Annotated in this window: 19 protein-coding genes; 8 read left to right on the top strand and 11 right to left on the bottom strand. The window is 72.0% G+C overall.

Going from position 1 to position 19,849, the window contains the following annotated elements; translation table 11 throughout:
• The first annotated feature begins 262 nt into the window (after positions 1–262).
• Genes pta through pyk form a run of 3 tightly spaced genes read left to right on the top strand, consistent with a single transcriptional unit; the run spans position 263 to position 5,152 of the window.
• Positions 263–2,407, top strand: coding sequence for a phosphate acetyltransferase (gene pta / locus A949_RS0103750; protein WP_019354670.1), 2,145 nt, complete (start codon positions 263–265; stop codon positions 2,405–2,407).
• 44 nt (positions 2,408–2,451) lie between these two features.
• Positions 2,452–3,708, top strand: coding sequence for an acetate kinase (locus A949_RS0103745; protein WP_019354669.1), 1,257 nt, complete (start codon positions 2,452–2,454; stop codon positions 3,706–3,708).
• Positions 3,709–3,730: 22 nt separating this feature from the next.
• Positions 3,731–5,152 carry a pyruvate kinase gene (gene pyk, locus A949_RS0103740; protein WP_019354668.1) on the top strand — a complete coding sequence of 474 codons (1,422 nt, stop codon included), beginning with the start codon at positions 3,731–3,733 and terminating at the stop codon, positions 5,150–5,152.
• 136 nt (positions 5,153–5,288) lie between these two features.
• On the opposite strand, the gene A949_RS0103735 is transcribed toward pyk, so the two are convergent.
• The 4 genes from A949_RS0103735 to A949_RS0103715 all read right to left on the bottom strand — a co-directional run bounded on the left by A949_RS0103735 (position 5,289) and on the right by A949_RS0103715 (position 9,749).
• Positions 5,289–6,752 (bottom strand): hypothetical protein, encoded by a 1,464-nt coding sequence (locus A949_RS0103735; RefSeq protein ID WP_019354667.1) that lies wholly within the window; start codon positions 6,750–6,752, stop codon positions 5,289–5,291.
• Entirely contained in the window at positions 6,742–7,362 is a 621-nt protein-coding gene (locus A949_RS0103730) for a DUF6114 domain-containing protein (RefSeq protein ID WP_019354666.1), read from the bottom strand. The genes A949_RS0103735 and A949_RS0103730 overlap by 11 nt, the downstream gene beginning before the upstream one ends.
• 115 nt (positions 7,363–7,477) lie before the next feature.
• Positions 7,478–8,095 carry a DUF6230 family protein gene (locus A949_RS0103725; protein ID WP_026004312.1) on the bottom strand — a complete coding sequence of 206 codons (618 nt, stop codon included), beginning with the start codon at positions 8,093–8,095 and terminating at the stop codon, positions 7,478–7,480.
• A 694-nt stretch (positions 8,096–8,789) separates the two neighbouring features.
• Positions 8,790–9,749: a tetratricopeptide repeat protein gene (locus tag A949_RS0103715; protein ID WP_019354663.1), complete on the bottom strand. Its 960-nt coding sequence runs from the start codon at positions 9,747–9,749 to the stop codon at positions 8,790–8,792.
• A gap of 201 nt (positions 9,750–9,950) precedes the next feature.
• On the opposite strand from A949_RS0103715, the gene A949_RS0103710 reads away from it, so the two are divergent.
• Positions 9,951–10,646: a TetR/AcrR family transcriptional regulator gene (locus A949_RS0103710; RefSeq protein ID WP_019354662.1), complete on the top strand. Its 696-nt coding sequence runs from the start codon at positions 9,951–9,953 to the stop codon at positions 10,644–10,646.
• A 142-nt stretch (positions 10,647–10,788) separates the two neighbouring features.
• On the opposite strand, the gene A949_RS0103705 is transcribed toward A949_RS0103710, so the two are convergent.
• From A949_RS0103705 to A949_RS0103680, 6 genes are all read right to left on the bottom strand, one after another.
• Positions 10,789–12,489 (bottom strand): acyl-CoA mutase large subunit family protein, encoded by a 1,701-nt coding sequence (locus A949_RS0103705; RefSeq protein WP_019354661.1) that lies wholly within the window; start codon positions 12,487–12,489, stop codon positions 10,789–10,791.
• 117 nt (positions 12,490–12,606) lie between these two features.
• Positions 12,607–12,945 carry a DUF3817 domain-containing protein gene (locus tag A949_RS0103700; protein ID WP_026004311.1) on the bottom strand — a complete coding sequence of 113 codons (339 nt, stop codon included), beginning with the start codon at positions 12,943–12,945 and terminating at the stop codon, positions 12,607–12,609.
• Between the two features lie 103 nt (positions 12,946–13,048).
• Positions 13,049–13,567: a MarR family winged helix-turn-helix transcriptional regulator gene (locus tag A949_RS0103695; protein ID WP_019354659.1), complete on the bottom strand. Its 519-nt coding sequence runs from the start codon at positions 13,565–13,567 to the stop codon at positions 13,049–13,051.
• A gap of 1 nt (position 13,568) precedes the next feature.
• A complete protein-coding gene (locus tag A949_RS0103690; protein WP_019354658.1) occupies positions 13,569–14,879 on the bottom strand; it encodes an MFS transporter in 1,311 nt (436 codons plus the stop codon).
• Positions 14,880–15,057: 178 nt separating this feature from the next.
• A complete protein-coding gene (locus A949_RS0103685) occupies positions 15,058–15,354 on the bottom strand; it encodes an MTH1187 family thiamine-binding protein (RefSeq protein ID WP_019354657.1) in 297 nt (98 codons plus the stop codon).
• The gene (locus A949_RS0103680; RefSeq protein WP_019354656.1) at positions 15,351–15,743 is read right to left on the bottom strand and encodes a DUF3817 domain-containing protein; all 393 of its coding nucleotides are present in this window, start codon (positions 15,741–15,743) and stop codon (positions 15,351–15,353) included. The genes A949_RS0103685 and A949_RS0103680 overlap by 4 nt, the downstream gene beginning before the upstream one ends.
• A gap of 94 nt (positions 15,744–15,837) precedes the next feature.
• Here A949_RS0103680 and A949_RS0103675 point away from each other — a divergent pair, with 94 nt between their 5' ends.
• The 4 genes from A949_RS0103675 to A949_RS0103660 all read left to right on the top strand — a co-directional run bounded on the left by A949_RS0103675 (position 15,838) and on the right by A949_RS0103660 (position 18,496).
• The gene (locus A949_RS0103675) at positions 15,838–16,482 is read left to right on the top strand and encodes an AIM24 family protein (RefSeq protein WP_019354655.1); all 645 of its coding nucleotides are present in this window, start codon (positions 15,838–15,840) and stop codon (positions 16,480–16,482) included.
• Positions 16,482–17,132, top strand: a complete 651-nt coding sequence (locus A949_RS0103670) for an AIM24 family protein (RefSeq protein WP_019354654.1) — start codon at positions 16,482–16,484, stop codon at positions 17,130–17,132. Before A949_RS0103675 ends, A949_RS0103670 begins: the two co-directional genes overlap by 1 nt.
• Positions 17,132–17,938 carry an AIM24 family protein gene (locus tag A949_RS0103665; protein WP_019354653.1) on the top strand — a complete coding sequence of 269 codons (807 nt, stop codon included), beginning with the start codon at positions 17,132–17,134 and terminating at the stop codon, positions 17,936–17,938. Before A949_RS0103670 ends, A949_RS0103665 begins: the two co-directional genes overlap by 1 nt.
• 81 nt (positions 17,939–18,019) lie before the next feature.
• The gene (locus tag A949_RS0103660) at positions 18,020–18,496 is read left to right on the top strand and encodes a MarR family winged helix-turn-helix transcriptional regulator (protein WP_019354652.1); all 477 of its coding nucleotides are present in this window, start codon (positions 18,020–18,022) and stop codon (positions 18,494–18,496) included.
• A 300-nt stretch (positions 18,497–18,796) separates the two neighbouring features.
• Here the strand turns inward: A949_RS0103660 and meaB are convergent, their stop codons facing one another.
• Positions 18,797–19,753: a methylmalonyl Co-A mutase-associated GTPase MeaB gene (meaB, locus tag A949_RS0103655; RefSeq protein ID WP_019354651.1), complete on the bottom strand. Its 957-nt coding sequence runs from the start codon at positions 19,751–19,753 to the stop codon at positions 18,797–18,799.
• Positions 19,754–19,849 lie beyond the last annotated feature (96 nt).

Here is a 19,849-nt window from a genome sequence, read left to right as displayed (position 1 = left end):
CCTCACTGTCCGGGGGTGCCGCTGGTCCCTGAGCCGGTGCGATTGTTTCACGTCTTGAAGGCGAGGGAAGGGGCCCCGCTCAGCATCCGGACCGCCACGGGCACCCTCCGGCGGAGGCGCACCAGCCACCCGCCTGGCGCGCGTGCTAACCAGAGGCACAGGTATTGTCAAGGGTATAGCCCTACCCTTACGGGTGCTTTCCAGGCGGAACTGCTCAAGAGATCCCCGAGGCGCCCCCGACCGCGACCGGAGGAGACAGCGCGTGACGCGCAGCGTGTACGTGACCGGCATCGGCCGCAGCGACGGTCGCCAGGTGGTCGAGCTGGGAGTCATGGAGCTCCTGACCCGCCAGGTGGACCGCGTCGGGGTGTTCCGGCCCCTGGTGCACGACGAGCCCGACGAGCTCTACGACCTGCTGCGCAGCCGCTACCGGCTCACCCAGCCCGCCTCCTCGGTCTTCGGCATGCGATACGAGGAGGCGGCGGCGCTCCAGGCCGAGCAGGGCACGGACGAGCTGATCTCCCGCCTGGTGGACCGCTACCACCAGGTCTCCGACGCCTACGAGGCCGTCCTCGTGCTCGGCACCGACTTCGCCGACACCGGGCTGCCCGCCGAACTCGCGCTCAACGCACGGCTCGCGAACGAGTTCGGGGCCGCCGTGCTGCCGGTCGTCGCCGCCCGCGACCAGGCGCCCGAGGCAGTGGTCGCCGAGGTGCGCAACGCGCACGACGCCTACGCCTCGCTGGGCGCCGACCTGATCGCCATGGTCGCCAACCGGGTGGCCGACCCCGAGGCCGCGGCAGCCGTGCGCGGACTGGCCGAACGGCTGCCCGAGCCGGTGTTCGTGCTGCCGGAGGAGCCCGCGCTGGCCGCGCCCACGGTGGCCCAGGTCAAGGAGTCGACGGCGGCGAAGGTACTGCTCGGCGACCACGCCGGACTCTCCCGCGACGTCCGCAACCTGGTCTTCGGCGGCGCCCACCTGCCCGTCTTCCTGCCCGCACTCACCGAGGGCTGCCTGGTGGTAACACCCGGCGACCGCTCGGACCTGCTCATCGGGGCGCTGGCCGCGCACTCCGCCGGCTCCCCCGCCATCGCCGGTGTGCTGCTCACCCTGGACGAGCGCCCCGACGACCAGACACTGGCGCTGGCCGCACGGCTGGCGCCCGGCACGCCGGTGCTGGTGGTCCCGGAGGGGTCGATGCCGACCGCCGACGCGCTGCTGTCCCTGGAGGGCAAGCTGACCGCCGCCACCCCGCGGAAAGCCGAGATCGCACTGGGGCTGTTCGAGACCCATGTGGACGCCGCCCAGCTCTCGGCGCAGCTCTCGGTGGAGCGCAGCGAGCGGGTCACGCCGATGATGTTCGAGCACGAGCTGGTGGAGCGCTCACGCGCGGCGCGGCGGCACATCGTGCTGCCGGAGGGCACCGAGGAGCGGGTGCTGCGCGCGGCCGAGGTGCTGCTGCGGCGCAACATCTGCGACCTGACGCTGCTGGGCGACCCGGCGGTGATCCGCAAGCGCGCCGCCGAGCTGAGCATCGGTCTCGACCTGCCGGCCGGCGACGAGGTCCCCGCCGAACCCCTCTCGGGCCCGGGCGGCGCCACCGCGCGCATCGTCGATCCGCAGACCTCCCCGCTGCGGGAGCGCTTCGCCGAGGTGTACGCGGCGCTCCGCGCGCACAAGGGCGTCACCTACGAGCTGGCCCACGACGTGGTCTCCGACGTGTCCTACTTCGGCACGCTCATGGTCAACGAGGGGCTGGCCGACGGCATGGTCTCCGGTGCCGTGCACTCGACGGCGGCGACGGTCCGCCCGGCCTTCGAGATCATCCGCACCCGGCCGGACGCCTCGATCGTCTCCTCGGTGTTCTTCATGTGCCTGGCCGACCGGGTGCTGGTCTACGGCGACTGCGCCGTGGTGCCGGACCCGGGCGCCGAGCAGCTCGCCGACATCGCCATCCAGTCGGCGACCACCGCGGCCCGGTTCGGGGTGGAGCCGCGGGTCGCGATGCTCTCGTACTCGACGGGCACCTCCGGCTCGGGTGCCGACGTGGACAAGGTGCGGCGGGCCACCGAACTGGTCCGCGAGCGCCGCCCGGACCTCCTCACGGAGGGACCGATCCAGTACGACGCGGCCGTGGAGCCCTCGGTGGCCGCCACCAAGCTGCCCGGCTCCGCGGTGGCGGGGCAGGCGACCGTGCTGGTCTTCCCCGATCTGAACACCGGCAACAACACCTACAAGGCCGTGCAGCGCTCGGCCGGGGCCATCGCCGTGGGCCCCGTGCTCCAGGGGCTGCGCAAGCCGGTCAACGACCTGAGCCGCGGCGCGCTGGTGCAGGACATCGTCAACACGGTCGCGATCACCGCGGTCCAGGCGCAGGACGCGTTCCCGCACGGCTCCGGCGGCTGAGCGTCGCCCCCGTCCCCCCGTACCCGCACAGAGAGCACCCTGCCGTGAGCCCCACCCGGATCCTCGTCCTCAACTCCGGCTCCTCCTCGGTGAAGTATCAGCTGATCGACATGGCGGACCGCAGCCGGCTGGCCGCGGGTCTCGCCGAGCGGATCGGCGAGGAGACCTCGGCCGTCACCCACCAGCCGCTCGCCGCCGGGGGCGAGCGGCGCACCCGCGCGGGGAGGCTGGCCGATCACGGAGCGGCGCTGGGAGCCGTCGCCGAGGAGCTGGCCGCCGACGGACTCGGCCTGGACTCCCCCGAGCTGGCCGCGATCGGCCACCGGGTGGTGCACGGCGGGCTGCGGCTGACCGAGCCGACGGTGGTGGACGACGCGGTGCTCCAGGAGATCGAGCGGCTGGTCCCGGTGGCGCCGCTGCACAATCCGGCGAACCTCACCGGCATCCGCACCGCGCAGCGGCTGCGCCCCGACCTGCCGCAGGTCGCCGTCTTCGACACCGCGTTCCACGCCACGATGCCGGAGCACGCGGCCCGCTACGCCATCGACACGGAGACCGCCGACGCACACCGGGTGCGCCGCTACGGCTTCCACGGCACCTCGCACGCCTGTGTGTCGCGCAGGGCCGCCGAGCTGCTGGGCAAGGACCCCGGCGAGGTGAACCTGATCGTGCTGCACCTGGGCAACGGCGCGTCGGCCTCCGCCGTGCGCGGCGGGCGGTGCGAGGACACCTCCATGGGGCTGACCCCCTTGGAGGGGCTGGTGATGGGAACCCGGTCGGGGGACATCGATCCGGCAGTGGTCTTCCACCTCAAGCGGGTGGCCGGAATGGACGCGGACGCGGTGGACGAGCTGCTGAACAAGCGCAGCGGCCTGCTGGGGCTGTGCGGCGACAACGACATGCGGGAGATCCGCCGCCGGATCGAGGCGGGTGACCGGGCCGCGGCGCTGGCCTTCGACATCTACATCCACCGGCTGAAGAAGTACATCGGCGCCTACTACGCCGTGCTGGGCAGGGTCGACGCCGTGGTCTTCACCGCGGGCGTCGGCGAGAACGCCGCACCGGTGCGGGAGGCCGCCGTTGCGGGGCTGGCGGAGCTGGGGCTGGCCGTGGACGGCGAGCTGAACGCGGCGCAGGGGAAGGAGGCGCGGCTGATCTCGCCCGCGTACGCGAGAGTGGCCGTGGCCGTGGTACCGACCGACGAGGAACTGGAGATCGCAGAGCAGACCTACGCGCTGGTCGCCCCGAGCCGGACGGCCCCGACGCCCGGGGGCGCCGCCCCCGAATCGTTCAGTACCTAAACAAAACGATAGGATCGCCACCATGCGCCGTTCCAAAATCGTCTGCACCCTGGGCCCCGCCGTCGACTCCTACGAACAGCTGAAGACGCTGATCGAGGCGGGTATGAACGTGGCCCGGTTCAACATGAGCCACGGCTCGCACGCCGAGCACGAGGAGCGGTACCACCGCACCCGCAAGGCCGCCGGGGAGAGCGGCCGCGCCGTGGGTGTCCTCGCCGACCTCCAGGGCCCCAAGATCCGGCTGGAGACCTTCGCCGAGGGACCCGTCGAGCTGGTCCGCGGCGAGGAGTTCATCATCACGACCGAGGAGGTGGCGGGCGACAAGAGCATCTGCGGCACCACCTACAAGGGGCTCCCCGGTGACGTCTCCAAGGGCGACCCGGTGCTGATCAACGACGGGAACGTCGCGCTCCAGGTCGTCGAGGTCGAGGGCCCCCGGGTCCGCACGATCGTCATCGAGGGCGGTGTCATCTCCGACCACAAGGGGATCAACCTGCCCGGCGCCGCGGTGAACGTGCCGGCGCTCAGCGAGAAGGACATCGAGGACCTGAAGTTCGCGCTCCGGATGGGCGCCGACATGATCGCCCTCTCGTTCGTGCGCAACGCCTCCGACGTGCGCGACGTGCACCGCGTGATGGACGAGGTCGGACGCCGGGTCCCGGTGATCGCCAAGGTCGAGAAGCCGCAGGCGGTCGCCAACATGGAGGAGGTCGTGCTGGCCTTCGACGGCGTGATGGTGGCGCGCGGCGACCTGGCGGTGGAGTACCCGCTGGAGCAGGTCCCGATGGTGCAGAAGCGGCTGGTGGAGCTGTGCCGGCGCAACGCCAAGCCGGTGATCGTGGCGACCCAGATGATGGAGTCCATGATCACCAACTCCCGGCCCACCCGCGCGGAGGCCAGCGACGTCGCCAACGCCGTGCTGGACGGTGCCGACGCGGTGATGCTCTCCGCCGAGTCCTCGGTGGGCCAGTATCCCGTCGAGACCGTCAAGACCATGTCGAAGATCGTGCAGGCCGCCGAGGAGGAGCTGCTCGGCCGCGGCCTGCAGCCGCTGGTGCCCGGCAAGAAGCCGCGCACCCAGGGCGGTTCCGTCGCCCGCGCGGCGTGCGAGATGGCCGACTTCCTGGACGGCAAGGCCCTGGTGGCCTTCACCAAGTCCGGCGACACGGCCCGGCGGCTGTCCCGCTACCGGGTCGGCCAGCCCATCCTCGCCTTCACCACGGAGGCGGCCACCGCCAACCAGCTGACGCTGAGCTGGGGCGTGGAGACGTTCGTGGTCAAGCACGTCGACCACACGGACGAGATGGTCGAACTCGTCGACGCCGAACTGCTGCGGCTGCAGCGGTTCGAGACGGGTGACACGATGCTGATCACCGCGGGCTCCCCGCCCGGCGTCCCCGGCACCACCAACATGGTCCGCGTCCACCACCTGGGCACCGCCTGATCCCCTGACGGGTACCCGCGTCCGGCGCCCCCGGCCGCCGGGCGCGCCGGACGCGCCGACCGGACCGACGAGAAGTCCCGCACCCCGGGCAGGGTGCGGGACTTCTCGTGCGGGGGTCGGGTCGGCCGCCCGCGGCCTACTGGCGTACGTACTGGTGCAGTCCGGGAATCGTCAGGGTGCCGCCGAACTGGCCCGCCTGCCGCACCGACACGTCGGTGAAGTACGCGAAGGGCACATTGATCGGCGGGGGCGTCTCGGGGCTGAAGGTGATCGGGATCAGCCCGAACAGCTTGCCCTTCAGCTCCTCGGTGTACATGGTCACCTTGCCGCCGCGGATGGTCGACCTGGATCCCTCGGCCGCCTGCACGTGGTAGGTCACGCCGTCGGCCTGCACCGTCTGGTGCAGATCGCCGATGTCCAGCGCGTCGGCGGTGAACTTGAGGGCCTGCTTGGTCTTCCCGTTGGGCATGGTGATGTTGACGACCCCCTCGTAGTCGAGGCCCATCAGCGTCAGCGAGGACGCCTCCAGCTGCCAGGGGACGTTGGGGACCTGGGCCGGGGTCTGCTCGCCGGTGCCCTGGACGTCCATCTTCTCGGGGCACGGGAAGGGCTTCCCGGCGTCCTTCTCGGGGTCGTAGTCGCGAGCGGTGCCGTCCTTCGCGTCGGCGCCGACTCCCGAGTCCTCGCCCGGCTTGCCGTCCTCGCCGTCCTTCTCGTCCCCGGCGTCCTCGCCGTCGTCGCCCTTGCCGGCCTTGCCGGTCTCGTCGGTCTCGTCGGAGCCGCTCGCGGCACCGTCCCCGTCGGCCTTCCCGCTCCGGTCGGCAGTGCCGCCACCGTCCGACCCGCGACCGGACTTCGCGCCACCACCGGACGGGGAGCCGTCCCCGTCATCGGCGTCGCCGGAGCCCTTCGAGGGGCTGGGCGCGGGGCTGTCGGAGGGCTCGTCGGCGGGCTCGTCGGTGTCCTCGCCCTTGTCCGGGTGGAGGAGGTCGTCGAGTGTCTTGCCCACCCCCAGCGGGTCGTACCAGGGGTTCTCCTCCTCGTCGTCCGGCGCGCTGTCCTCGGACTTCGCGGACGGCGAGGGCGCGGTGGCGGGCTCCTCGGAAGTGGTCTTCCCGGAGGAACCGGACGGCTTGTCGCCGCCGGATCCGCCGTCGGAGGTGCCGTCCCCGGGCGTGCCGTCGGCCTTGCCGTCGGCCTCGCCGGCCTTCTCGCCGTCGGCCTTCCCGGCAGCCTCCTCGGCCGCCTTCTCCCGCTCGGCCTGCTTGCGGGCCAGCTCCTTCTTGAGCTTCTCGGCCCGCTCCTTGCGCTCGGCCTTCTCCTCCTCGGTCTCCTGCTGCTCGGATATGGAGACGCAGGAGTCGCCCTTGAAGGGGTTCTTGGGGAGCGGCTTGGCGTTGGCGAGCTGCGGGGTGATCCCGACTCCCAGCAGGACCGCCGAGGGCATCGCGGCCAGCGCCACCGCCTTGCCGGCCGGCAGGTGGAACCGGGTCAGCAGCGGCTTCCTGGGGGCGGCGTGCCGGGGCCCGGCTCTGCCCCGGGCACCCGACGCGGCGCCCGGGCGCGCGCCCTCCCCTTCGTTGACCTCGTCACCCGGCACGGTGCCTCCCGTTCCCGTCGTACGCGTCGACCCCGTCCGCGGGGGACGCTCCAGAGACTGCTGTGTTGTCGCTCGCCGGCCCCGTTCCGGCGTCCGTACCGGCATCCTCCGCGGGGTGCCCGGCCTCCTCGGCGCGGTCGGCCTGCTCGGTGCGGTCGGCCTGCTCGGTGCGCTCGGCCCGTTCGGCCGGCGCGGCGGGCTCGGCCGCGACGGTCTTGCCCGGGACCCAGGAGACGCCCAGCGCTCCACCGATCAGTCCGAGCAGGAAGCCGATCAGGAAGGCGCCGAAGTTGGAGACGACGAGGGAGACCAGCGCGAGGAGGATCGCGGCCACGCCTGCGAACACCCGCGACTGGGGCTGGAACCACATGGTCAGTCCGAGGACGACCAGCAGCACGCCGATGATCAGCGACCCCGCGCCCGCGGTGGTCGACATCCGGATGGTCAGGGACCCCAGGGTGAGGTTCTGGTAGGGGACGTACATGATCGGGATGCCCGCCAGCAGCGTCAGCATCCCGCCCCAGAACGGGCGCTGGCCGCGCCAGTGCCGGAAGGACTGCCTCTTGTGGCCGAATCCGTTCGTCAGACTCTGTCGCGTGTCGGCGCTCATGGTACGGGGCTCCTCGGAACTGGCACAGAACTTGCTGGTGTGGAGCGGACCCTACGGGTGCGGAGGTGCGGTCGGAGCGGGTGCCCTCGCCCTCCGCACCCGTGGGAGGCTCACATCAGTAGCACTCGGACTTGCCCTTCTTGACGCTCATGTGCAGACCACTGAGCTTGAAGGTGCCGGCGGTGGTAGCCCACGCGCGCTGCTTGACGTCGGTGAACCGCACGCTCTCCGCCTGCTGGGCGAAGGAGCCCTTGGCGTAGGCGTCGCCCTTGTGCGGACCGGGACCCTTGGTGGTCTTGTCCGTGCTGACGCCGATGTCGATGTTCTTGAACGTGGCGTTGGCGTACAGGTCGTCGGCGTCGATGTAGAGCTTCTTCGCCTCGACCTTGGGGCCACCTGCCCCGCCGGCGCTCAGCTTCATCGAGACATCGCCGAAGACCGGGACCGGAACGACGACCGACTGGCAGAGATTGCGTATCTTCGCCGAGTTCATGCCGACGACGGCGACGGGCTTCTTGCCCTTCTCCGTGCTGTCGAGCGCGCCGTACTGGACGAACCCGCTGCCGTCCAGCTGATCCGCCGTGACCTTGAACTGCTGGCCGGAGACGCTGAACGACGCCGCCAGCGCACCCTGCGAGAGGGCGACGCCGATCGCTGCCGTAGCGGCCACGCTCGGCACCATGACTACGGCGAACCGCTTCCATCTGGTCCCGCCACGAGCCAGGGACTCCATGACTTTCCTCCTTCTCGGACGTACATCTCCGGCTCGGAGAGCCGTGCCGCCTGTGCTCAGCGGGCCGCTCCTGCCGTGGGGGTACCTCCCGGCCACGTGGCTGGGGAGGGAGACGAGCTACGTCCTCGGAACGGAGAGCGCCAACGTCGTCCATGCCGTCCTCACGCACGTCACGTCCGAGTTGTTGACGATCACCCCCGAGCGACAACCACGGGCCACGCTCTCGCGCAACCTTGCTTTGCAAGGACAGGCCCTGCCGTGGAGCAGGGACCCCCCTGTCCTGAGGACCGGCGGGTGAAACGGATGTTGGGTGATGCAAGTGGTGCAGATGGTGCGATGCCGGTCCACTCGGTGGGGAACCATCGGCCGCGGCGCCGAATGGATGCCGGGCTGCGGGGCGATGGACCGAGCGTGGCCGATCGTGGTGCATCTGAGCCCGACGCACAAGGGGGTTCGTTACTTACGAGTAACGGCTGGATAACCCGGAAGCCGTCGCGGGGTACCGTTCGGCGACGGAGGGTTGCGGAAGGGGGTGGGCGCGGAAGCGCATCAACCGGGCAAGCCGGGAGGTTTCCGCGAGATTTCGCTACCACGCGTAAGGGCGGCCGCGATTACCAAGTTTTGGTAAAGCGCGGCCGCCGAAGTCGCTAAATCAATGAGTGGCGACGCCCGTGTGACCGTCGGTACGGGCAGGTCAGAACAGCGCGCGAGCGAGGGCCGCGCGCGCGCTCACGACACGCGGATCCTCCGGGCCGATGACCTCGAACAGCTCCAGCAGCCGCACCCGTGCCGCATCCCGGTCCTCACCGGCCGTGCGCCGCACCGTGTCCACCAACCGGCTGAAGGAGTCCTCGACATGGCCGCCGGCCATGTCGAGATCGGCCACCCGCAGCTGTGCGGCCACGTCGTCCGGACGGTCGGCGGCATCCTTGCGCACCTGCCGCGCGTCCATGTCCTGCACCCGGGAGAGCAGTTCGGCCATCGCGAGACCGACCTTGGCCTCCACGTTCGCCGGCTCGTCCGCCAGCTTGTTGCGGTACGCCTGGATGGCACCCGGCAGATCGCCCGAGTCCAGCGCCTGCTGGGCGGCGGCCAGCACCGGGTCCTCCGGGGCCTGCGGCTCGGCCGGCTCGGCGGCGGCCTCCTCCTGGGGGACACCCTGCAGACCGGTGATGCCGAAGCGCTGCTCGGCGACCTGGACGAGCTGGTCCAGCGTGGCGCGGATCTGCTGCTCGGGGGCAGCCCCCTGGAACAGCGGCAGCGCCTGCCCGGCCACCACGGCGAAGACCGCCGGGATGCCCTGGACGCCGAACTGCTGCATCAGCATCTGGTTCTGGTCGACGTCGATCTTGGCCAGCAGCAGCCGGCCCGCGTACTCCTGGGTGAGCCGCTCCAGGAGCGGTGAGAGCTGCTTGCACGGCTCGCACCACTCCGCCCAGAAGTCGATGACGACCGGCACCTCGGCGGAGCGCTCCAGCACCTCCGCCTCGAAGTCGGCCTCCCCGACGTCGAGCACCAGGCCGGCCGGACCCGGCGCCCCGTTTCCCTCGGCGGCGCGGGCTCTCCCCTGCTCCGCCTTCTGCTTGGCCTCACCGGCCGCCTTCACCGCGGCGAGGTCGACGACTCCGCTCATGGACATGTTGCGTGGCTGCATGAGTCCAGTCTCCCCCCTTTGCCGCGGCCTCGTGTGCAGTGGTCGCCAGGTCCCCACCCGGCGCGTGATCGTCGCGGAGGTCATTCCGCTACGAGTCGTAGCGTAACTTGTGCGCCCCGCGCCCCCGCAAGACGCAAGCACCCCGGCACGCAGTGATCCACCTCACTCTGCACCTCCCGTACCGATCGGTAGGGTCTGCGCATGGCCGTCCCCGACCCCCTGCCCTCAGCCCAGCGCCGCGGCCGTCCGCGCAGCGCCGCGGCCGACCGGGCGATCCTCGCCGCCACGCGCGCCGCGCTGGTCGAGGTCGGCTGGAGCAGGCTGACGATGGGCGAGATCGCCCAGCGCGCCGGAGTCGCCAAGACCACCCTCTACCGACGCTGGGCCGCCAAGAGCGAGCTGGTGATCGACGCGGTCGCCGTCCTCTTCGACGAGTTGCAACTGCCCGACCGAGGCTGCCTGCGCGCCGACGTGGAAGGCGTCGTGCTCTCCTTCGCGGCCCTGCTGCGCCGCCCCGAGGCCAAGACCGCGCTGATGGCCGTGCTCGCCGAGTCCACCACCGACGAGGCGCTCCGGCCCCGCATCCGCGAGGCGATCGTGGACCGCCAGAAGCGGCTGGTGCTGGACGGCCGCTCGCGGGCGCAGCGGCGCGGAGAGCTGCCGCCCGACCCGGCCGACCCCGCCGAGACCGCACGCGTCGTCGACCTGATCTTCGATGTGATCGCGGGCGCCGTGGTGCACCGCTCGCTGGTGAGCGACTGCCCGGTGGACGAGGCGTGGGCCCGCCTGTTCACCACTCTGCTGCTGGAGGGCCTGGGCGCGGTCTCGCCCCCGCCGGAGGCCGGCGGCGCGCCCCGGCCCGACGGGACGGAGCCGCCCGGCGGCGGAGGCCGGTAGCCGCCCGGCGGCGGGAGTCCACGCCCGGCACCGGAATCGCGCGGAGGGGCCGGGGACCGGGGGCACCACCAGCCGGCCCGGCACGCGAAGAGCCGGGCCGCGGGGCCGTGCGGCCCGCGTCCCGGCTCCCCGTGCACCCGGTTCAGAAGACCGGCGGCTCGGTGTAGGTGCCCCACTCGTCCCGCAGGGCTCCGCAGATCTCCCCCAGCGTGGCCTCGGCCCGGACCGCCTCCAGCATGGGCGCGATCATGTTGCCCTCGCCCCGCGCCGCCTGCACGAGGGTGCTGAGCGCGGTGCGCACGGCGGCGTCGTCCCGCGCGGCGCGCCGGTCGGTGAGCGCCGTCACCTGCTCGCGCTCCACCTCGTGGCTGACCCGCAGGATCTCCAGGTCGCCGGTGACCGACCCGGTGTGGCAGTTGACGCCGACGACCTTCTTGTCGTTCTTCTCCAGCGCCTGCTGGTAGCGGAAGGCGGATTCGGCGATCTCGCCGGTGAACCAGCCGTCCTCGATGCCGCGCAGGATGCCGGAGGTGATCGGGCCGATCGGGTGCTGCCCGTCGGGCACGGCGCGCCGCCCCCGCTCGCGGATCTGCTCGAAGATCTTCTCGGCGTCGGCCTCGATGCGGTCCGTCAGGTCCTCGATGTACCAGGAACCGCCCAGCGGGTCGGCGACGTTGGTGACACCGGTCTCCTCCATCAGCACCTGCTGGGTGCGCAGCGCGATCTCGGCGGCCTGCTCACTGGGGAGCGCGAGGGTCTCGTCCAGCGCGTTGGTGTGCAGCGAGTTGGTGCCGCCCAGGATCGCGGAGAGCGCCTCCACGGCGGTGCGGACCACGTTGTTGTAGGGCTGCTGGGCGGTCAGCGAGACGCCCGCGGTCTGCGTGTGGAAGCGCAGCCACTGTGCCTTCTCACTGGTGGCGCCGTACACGTCGCGCATCCAGCGGGCCCAGATGCGGCGCGCCGCGCGGAACTTGGCGATCTCCTCGAAGAAGTCGAGGTGGGCGTCGAAGAAGAAGGAGAGTCCGGGCGCGAAGGTGTTGACGTCCAGGCCGCGGCTGAGCCCCAGTTCGACGTAGCCGAAGCCGTCGGCCAGCGTGTAGGCGAGTTCCTGCGCCGCGGTCGCCCCGGCCTCGCGGATGTGGTAACCGGAGACCGACAGCGGCTTGTAGGCGGGGATGCCCGCCGCGCAGTGCTCCATCAGGTCGCCGATGAGCCGCAGATGGGGCTCCGGCTGGAAGAGCCACTCCTTCTGCGCGATGTACTCCTTGAAGATGTCGGTCTGCAGGGTGCCGTTGAGGACGGCCGGGTCGACGCCCTGCCGCTCGGCGGCGACCAGGTACATGCAGAAGACGGGGACGGCAGGGCCGGAGATCGTCATGGAGGTGGTGACCTCCCCCAGCGGGATGTCCCGGAAGAGGACCTCCATGTCGGCGGCGGAGTCGATGGCGACACCGCAGTGGCCGACCTCGCCCAGCGAGCGCGGGTCGTCCGAGTCCCGTCCCATGAGCGTGGGCATGTCGAAGGCGACGGAGAGTCCGCCGCCGCCGGCCTCGAGGATCATCTTGTAGCGCTCGTTGGTCTGCTCGGCGTTGCCGAACCCGGCGAACTGGCGGATGGTCCAGGTCCGGCCCCGGTAGCCGGTCGGGTAGAGCCCGCGGGTGAAGGGGAACTCACCCGGCCACCCGATGCGCTCGAAACCCGCGACGGTGTCGCCGTCCCGGGGCCCGTAGGCCGGTTCCACGGGGTCGCCGCTGAGCGTGGTGAAATCGGCGTCCCGCTTGCGCGCGGAGTCGTAGCGCTCCTGCCAGCGGCGGCGGCCTTGTGCGATGGCGTCAGCATCCATACCACCGAATTTACTAGGACGTCCAAGTAAATGTCGATGACAAAGCGCCCGGTGTGGCCCACCCGACCCCGGCCGGAGGGCCGGAGCCGGCGGTGCCGGAAGCGAGCCGGGCGGCGCTCAGACGCCGGCCGGGGCCGCCGTCCCGTCCTCGACCAGCGGCGCGACCTCGCGGGTGACCTTGCGCTCGACGAAGAAGGCGGCGGTGGGGACGGTGCCGGCCAGCAGCACCCACAGCTGCTTGCCCAGCGGCCACTTCGCCTTCTGGCCCATATCGAAGGCGAAGATCAGATACAGGATGTAGAGCCAGCCGTGCGCGATCCCGACCACGCTGGTGAAGCCGTCGGCGCCGTCCATACCCAGCAGGTACTTGCCGATCACGCCGAGCGTCAGCAGGACGAGGAGCACAGCGGTGACGTACGCCATGACGCGGTAGCGGGTCAGCACGCTTCGTTTCATGGAAACGAGCGTAACCGCCGCTCCGGCGCCTCCCGCCACCGCCCCGGACCGCGCAGCGGCCCCCTGGGGGACGCCTCCCGCCGCCCCCTCGGACGGGACCGGCTCAGCGCCCGGGCTCCTCGGGGAAGTCCCCGGCGGCCACCCGCAGCGGACGCAGCAGGGCGAAGATGTCACCGAGCTGCCCGACGTCGTAGGCGCCGAGGCCGAAGTCCATGGCCATCAGGTCCTCGGTGGCCGCGTCGCACACCTCGCGGCCCTTGTCGGTGATCGCCGCCAGGGTGCCGCGGCCGTCGTCGGGGTTGGGCCGCTTCTCCACGAAGCCCGCCGACTGCAGCCGGTCCACAGTGTTGGTCACCGACGTCGGATGCACCATCAGCCGCTCACCGATCTTCGACATCGGCAGCTCGCCCTTCCGCGAGAAGGTGAGCAGCACCAGGGCCTCGTACCGCGCGAACGTCAGCCCGTAGGGCTTGACCACCGCGTCGACCTCGGACAGCAGGATCTGGTGTGCGCGCATGATCGAAGTGATCGCGGCCATGGACGGGACCGAGCCCCATCGCTGCTTCCAGTGCTCATCGGCACGGGCGATCGGGTCGAACGTCAGACTGAGCGGCTTGGACACCCTACGACCCTACCGGCCGGTCATGTACCGGCTGAAGCCGTCTCACTCTCCGGGCGTTCCACACCACGCACCCGGTGCCCACGACACCGGTCGACGCGATCACGGTGTGCGCCGGCACGGCCTCGGCCAGCGCACCGCCCAGCGCCATCCCCAGGCCCTGGGAGCTCATCAGGCCCGCCGTCATCAGCGTCAGCGCCCGGCCGCGCAGCTCCTCGGGGGCAGCGTCGAAGAACCACCGGTCCAGGCCCAGGGTGTAGCCGATGCCCGCACCCGAGAGGCACAGCGCGGCCAGCGCCAGCGGCAGCCCGGGGCGCAGGGCGAAGACCAGCAGCGGAAGCAGCAGCGTGGCGGCGAGCGGCAGGACCAGCCGCTCGCGGGCCGCCGGGGACAGCAGCGAACCGACGGCCAGCTCGCCCGCCACGCTGCCCACCGGCGCCGCGGCCAGCAGCAGACCCACCCCGACGGGCCCGGCCCCCAGCGCGTCCGCGTACGGCGCCGCCAGCCCCTCGGGGACGACCGCGAACAGCGGCGGGAGCCAGCACAGCAGCAGCAGCGCCCGCACCCGGGGATCGGCCAGCAGCCGGCGGGTGCCGCCGCGGGTGTGCGCGGCCGCGCGCACCAGGGCGGGCCGCAGCCGGGTGCCGGTCCGCAGGATCAGCGCCGAGCCCAGGAAACCGGCGACGGTGAGCACCAGCGCGGTGCGCGGCGCGATGAAGACCAGCAGCAGCCCGGTGGCCGCGTTGCCGACGATCAGGGCGCTCTGCGCGACGACCCGCAGCAGCGACCGGCCGAGCACGAACGCGTCCTGGCCCGGCAGGATCGCGCCCAGACTGGCGGCCCGCACCCCGGTGAAGAGGGGCTGCACGAAGGCGGCCGCGGCCCGCAGCGCGAGCAGCAGCGCCACATGCGCCCCCGGCAGCAGCATCGCGGCGACGCAGGCCGCGCTGAACACGTCGCAGGCCACCAGTACCCGGCGGGCGCTGAACCGGTCCGCGACCGAGGCCAGGGCGGCGCCGCCCACCGCGTTCGGGAGGAAACCGAGCGCGAAGGTCAGTGCGCTCAGCAGCGGCGAGGAGGTCTCCGCGTAGATCATCACGGGCAGCGCGAGTCCCGCCACGACCGTGCCCAGCAAGGACAGCACATGGGCCGCGAACACGGCGCGGAACTCCGGCACGCGGAAGAGCGCCGCGTACCGCGCCCGCTGCGGGACCGCGTCGACCCGTCCGCTGTCCGCGTCGCTGTCCGGCCGGTGCGGGTCCGCGTCCGGCTGCGCGCCGTCCGACGGGGTGCTCAGTTCGTTGTCCGGAGGCATGGCACGAGCCTGGACCACTCGGCCCGCGCCGGACAGGGGTCCGCCTCGGTCCGGATCCGCCCCGCGGCGCTGCCGGTCTCGCGCGGGGGCCGGCCGCCAGGTGCTGTACGGGCGCACTCCGCCGGGCCGAGCCCGGAAGCGGGCCGGGACGGGGGCGCCGCCGCTCCCGGTGGCCCGGTCAGCTCCCGTCGAGGTACCGGTCGACCGTCGCGACCTTCGAGGTGAGTCCGTCGGTGACGCCGGGCCGGATGTCGGCCTTGAGGACGAGCGAGACCCGGGGCGCCCGCGCCTCGACCGCCGCGACCGCCTGCCGTACGACCTCCATGCACTGCTCCCAGTCGCCCTCCAGCGAGGTGAACATGGCGTCGGTCCGGTGCGGGAGCCCGGATTCGCGGACCACCCGCACGGCGTCGGCCACGTACTCCCCCACGTCCTCGCCGACGCCGAGCGGGGTGACGGAGAAGGCGACGATCATGAGGTGGCGACGGTCCCCTTCTGCTCCTTGCGGGCGCGCATCGCGATCACCCCGGCCTCCTCCTCCTTGCGCAGCGACTTCTCGGCGAAGAAGCCGCCGGTCGGCAGGATCGACAGCACGAAGTAGAGGGTGGCCCGGCCCTTCTCCCACTTGGTGCGATTCCAGGCGTCGAGCCAGAAGATCACGTAGAGGACGAAGAGGAGACCGTGCACAGGTCCCATCACCTTCACCGAGCCCGGCCCCCAGCTGACGTCGGTGAGGTTCTTCGCCAGCGAGCAGACGATCAGGATCAGCCAGGAGATCGCCTCGGGCACGGAGGTGAGTCGCAGACGGCGCAGCGCTGAGACCGACTTGGGCGGCAGGCCGCTCGGGGTTTCCAGTATGGCCACGGCAGGGTCCTCGGATTGATTGTGAAGGGATGCACAAGCTCTTCCATTGTGGCAGCCCTGCAATGGATCACGGGCCGCAGGGTAGGTTCCTCACGTGGCTCAGTTCCGACTCGACGGCACCAAGGTGCTGGCCGTCACGCTCGAGGGCGGCGGCGACGCGGTCAAGGCGAAGAACGGCTCGATGGTCGCCTACGACGGCGAGATGGCGTTCAAGAAGTTGAGCGGCGGCGGCGAGGGCGTGCGCGGCATGGTCACGCGGCGGCTCACCGGCGAGCAGATGACGGTGATGGAGGTGAAGGGCCGGGGCACCTGCTATTTCGCCGACCGGGCCTGCGACATCAACCTCGTCCGGCTGAACGGCGAGAAGCTGCACGTCGAGGCGAGCAACCTGCTGTGCACGGACAGCGGTCTGCGCACCGGTACCAGCTTCACCGGGCTGCGCGGGGCCTCCCAGGGCAACGGGCTGTTCACCACGTCCGTCGAGGGCACCGGCCAGGCGGCGCTGATGTCGGCGGGCCCCGCGGTGCTGCTGCGGGTCGGCCCGCAGACGCCGCTCCAGGTCGACCCCGGCGCCTACGTCGCACACCAGGGGGACCTGCGGCAGAGCTTCCAGTCCGGGGTGAACTTCCGCACGCTGATCGGCGAGGGCTCCGGCGAGGCCTTCCAGATCCGGTTCGAGGGCACGGGCCTGGTCTACGTGCAGCCGAGCGAGCGCAACACGCTGGGAGGGGACGTCTGATGCCGTTCCGGGAGTTGTCCGGCAAGCTGGTGGAGGCCCGCGTCGCCCCCGGGCAGCGGATGTTCAGCCAGCGCGGCGCCATGGTCGGCTACCGGGGCGAGGTCTCCTTCACGCCGAACATCCAAGGCGGCCAGGGCGGTGTGATGTCGATGATCGGCCGCCGGGTGGCGGGCGAGGCCGCGCCCCTGATGACCGTGGAGGGCGACGGCACCGTGATGTTCGGCCACGGCGGCCACCACATCCAGGTGATCGACCTCGACGGCGACACGCTGTGCGTCGAGTCGGACCGCCTCCTCGCCTTCGACGGCACCCTCCAGCAGGGCACCCTCTTCCTCGGCAGGGACGGCGGGGTGCTGGGCATGGTGCGCGGCCAGGTCTCCGGGCAGGGCCTGTTCACCACCACGCTCACCGGACGGGGTTCGGCGGCCGTGATGGCGCACGGCGGCATCGTCCAGCTCACCATTGCGCCCGGGCGCCCCGTCCATGTGGACCCCCAGGCGTATGTGGCGCACTTCGGCGACGTACGCAACAAGCTGTCCTCGGCGCTGGGCTGGCGGGACATGGTGGGGCGCGGCTCGGGCGAGGCGTTCCAGCTCGAACTGTCCGGCAGCGGCGCCGTCTTCGTGCAGGCCAGTGAGGAGAAGCTGTGATGTCCCAGCCGCCGCAGGGGGGCGCCCCGCAGGACTACCGGGTGTACGACGCGGTGTCGCTGCCCGCGAACGACAACGTCAACCCCTACGCCTTCTGCGTCGAGCTGGACGGCCGGTGGTTCCTGCAGAAGGGGAAGATGATCGCCTACTACGGGCAGATCGACTTCCACGGCATCGGGCACGGCCCGCTGGACGGGCTCGTCGCGAGCAGCTTCCACTCGCCGCTGCACGCCGCGGACTGGGTGGTCGCCCAGGGGCGCGGCAAACTGCTGCTGGCCGACCGCGCCTTCGACATCAACTCCTACGACCTGGAGGACGGCAATCTGACCGTCCGGTCCGGCAACCTGCTCGCCTTCGACCCGTCCCTCTCGCTGAAGCAGTCGATCATCCCGGGCTTCCTCACCCTGATCGGCACCGGCTCCTTCGTGGCCGCCTCGAACGGGGAGGTGCACTTCGTGGAGCCGCCGGTGCGGGTCGATCCGCAGGCGCTGGTCGGCTGGGCGGACTGCCCCTCGCCGTGCCACCACTACGACCACCGGTACCTCAAGGGCGTCATGGGCGGGCTGCGCGCCCTGACGGGGGTGGGCGGCGCCTCCGGCGAGGAGCACCAGTTCGAGTTCGTCGGAGCGGGCACCGTGCTGATCCAGTCGTCCGAGGTGCTCATGGACGAGCGCGACACCGGCGCCGCCCCGCAGCAGGCCGGGGTGCCCGGAGACGGCCACGGGGGCGACGGCGGCCACGGCGGGCAGCAGGGGCCGCAGCTGCCGGGCCAGTTCGGCGGTCTGCAGCGCCGGCTGGGGCTGTGAACAGCCGTCCGGCAACGCTGCGGAGCCCGAATACCACGCGGCGTAAGCACGCCTGTACGAGCCTGGGTAGAGTCCCACGGTATGGACACCGATGACGGCACCCGTTGGCTCACCGAGGACGAGCAGCGTGCCTGGCGCACCCACCTCGACGTCGGCAGGCTGCTCAGCCATCAGCTCGAGCGCGATCTGCAACCGTTCGGGTTGACCCTCAACGACTACGAGATACTCGTGAATCTCTCGGAGTCACCCGAGCACCGCATGCGGATGACCGACCTGGCCACGGCGACGCTCCAGTCCAAGAGCCGGCTGTCGCACCAGATCACCAGGATGGAGAAGGCCGGGCTGGTGCGGCGGGAGTCCTGCGAGTCGGACAGGAGAGGGCTGTTCGCGGTGCTCACCGAGCACGGCTGGGAGACCATGCGCACGGTGGCACCGCACCATGTCGCCTCGGTGCGGCGGCACTTCATCGACGGGGTCTCCCCCTCGGACCTCGCCCACCTGGAGCGCATCCTGCGCCCCATGGCGGAGAAGCTGCGCACCGAGCGGGGCCGCGTGTAGCGCTCCCGCACCGACCGGCCCCACCCGCCGGGCTCCCCGTCCGTCTCACCCGTCGGCGAGCGGCAGCCGCAGGACGCACCGGCCCCTCTCCCGGAGGGGGCCGGTGCGCGGAAGGTGCCGCCGTGCCGCTCCGCGACGTCCGGGCGATGGCCGGCCCCGGACCGGCCCCGCCGTCGCGGATGCGCACGGCATCCGGCCGCACAAGGCGTTCGAGGATCCGCCCTCCCGCCGCACCGGGACCCGTCCCGCCGCGGCGGCGTGCCGCCGGGCGTGGTCCAGCAGGCCGGCCCCGTCGGCGCGTCACCCCTCGGTGACGCCCTCGACCAGTTCGTCGGCCGCGGTGTAGGGGTCCAGCGTCCCCTCGAGCACGCGCGCGGCCAGCGCGTCGAGCCGCTTGCCGCCCCGCAGTTCGCCGATCCGGCGGCGCAGCGCGGTGACCGCGATGGTCTCGATCTCCTTCGCGGCACGCGCCGCACGGCGCTCGGCCAGCACCCCGCGCTCCTCCATCCAGCCGCGGTGCTTGTCCAGGGCGGCGACCATCTCCTCCAGCCCCTCCCCGCGCGCGGCCACGGTCCTGACCACCGGCGGCCGCCAGTCGCCGGGACCGCGGGCCTCGCCCAACCCGAGCATGTGGTTGAGCTCGCGGACGGTGGCATCGGCGCCGTCCCGGTCGGCCTTGTTGACGACGTAGACGTCGCCGATCTCCAGGATTCCGGCCTTCGCCGCCTGGATGCCGTCGCCCATGCCGGGCGCGAGCAGCACCACGCTGGTGTCCGCCTGCGCCGCGATCTCCACCTCGGACTGCCCGACACCGACGGTCTCGACCAGGATCACGTCGCAGCCCGCCGCGTCCAGCATCCGGATCGCCTGCGGGGCGGCCCAGGCCAGGCCGCCCAGGTGGCCGCGGGTGGCCATGGACCGGATGTAGACGCCCGGGTCGGAGGCGTGCTCCCCCATCCGCACCCGGTCGCCCAGCAGGGCGCCGCCGGAGAACGGCGAGGACGGGTCCACGGCCAGCACGCCCACCCGCCGGCCCTGTGCGCGGTACGCGCTGACCAGCGCGGAGGTGGTGGTGGACTTGCCGACACCGGGCGACCCCGTCAGGCCGACCACGTAGGCGTTGCCGCAGTGGGGCGCGACGGCCGCCATGGCCTCGCGAAGCTGCGGGGAGGCTCCCTCGACGAGGGAGATCAGCCGCGCCACGGCCCGCGGCGCGCCCTCCCGGGCCGCCGCCACCAGCGCTGCGACATCCGCCATGTCAAACCGCTCCGTTCTGGGCTGTCACCGTCTGTCCGTTCCTCCTACCCGGCTGCGGCGGGATCTCCGCTCCGGGGCCCGCCGCACCTCGCACGG

It is taken from the genome of Streptomyces sp. AA1529, from assembly GCF_000280905.1.
GTDB lineage: Bacteria > Actinomycetota > Actinomycetes > Streptomycetales > Streptomycetaceae > Streptomyces.
Note: the sequence above shows the minus strand (reverse complement) of the source record. Positions and strands in the feature narration are given on the sequence as shown.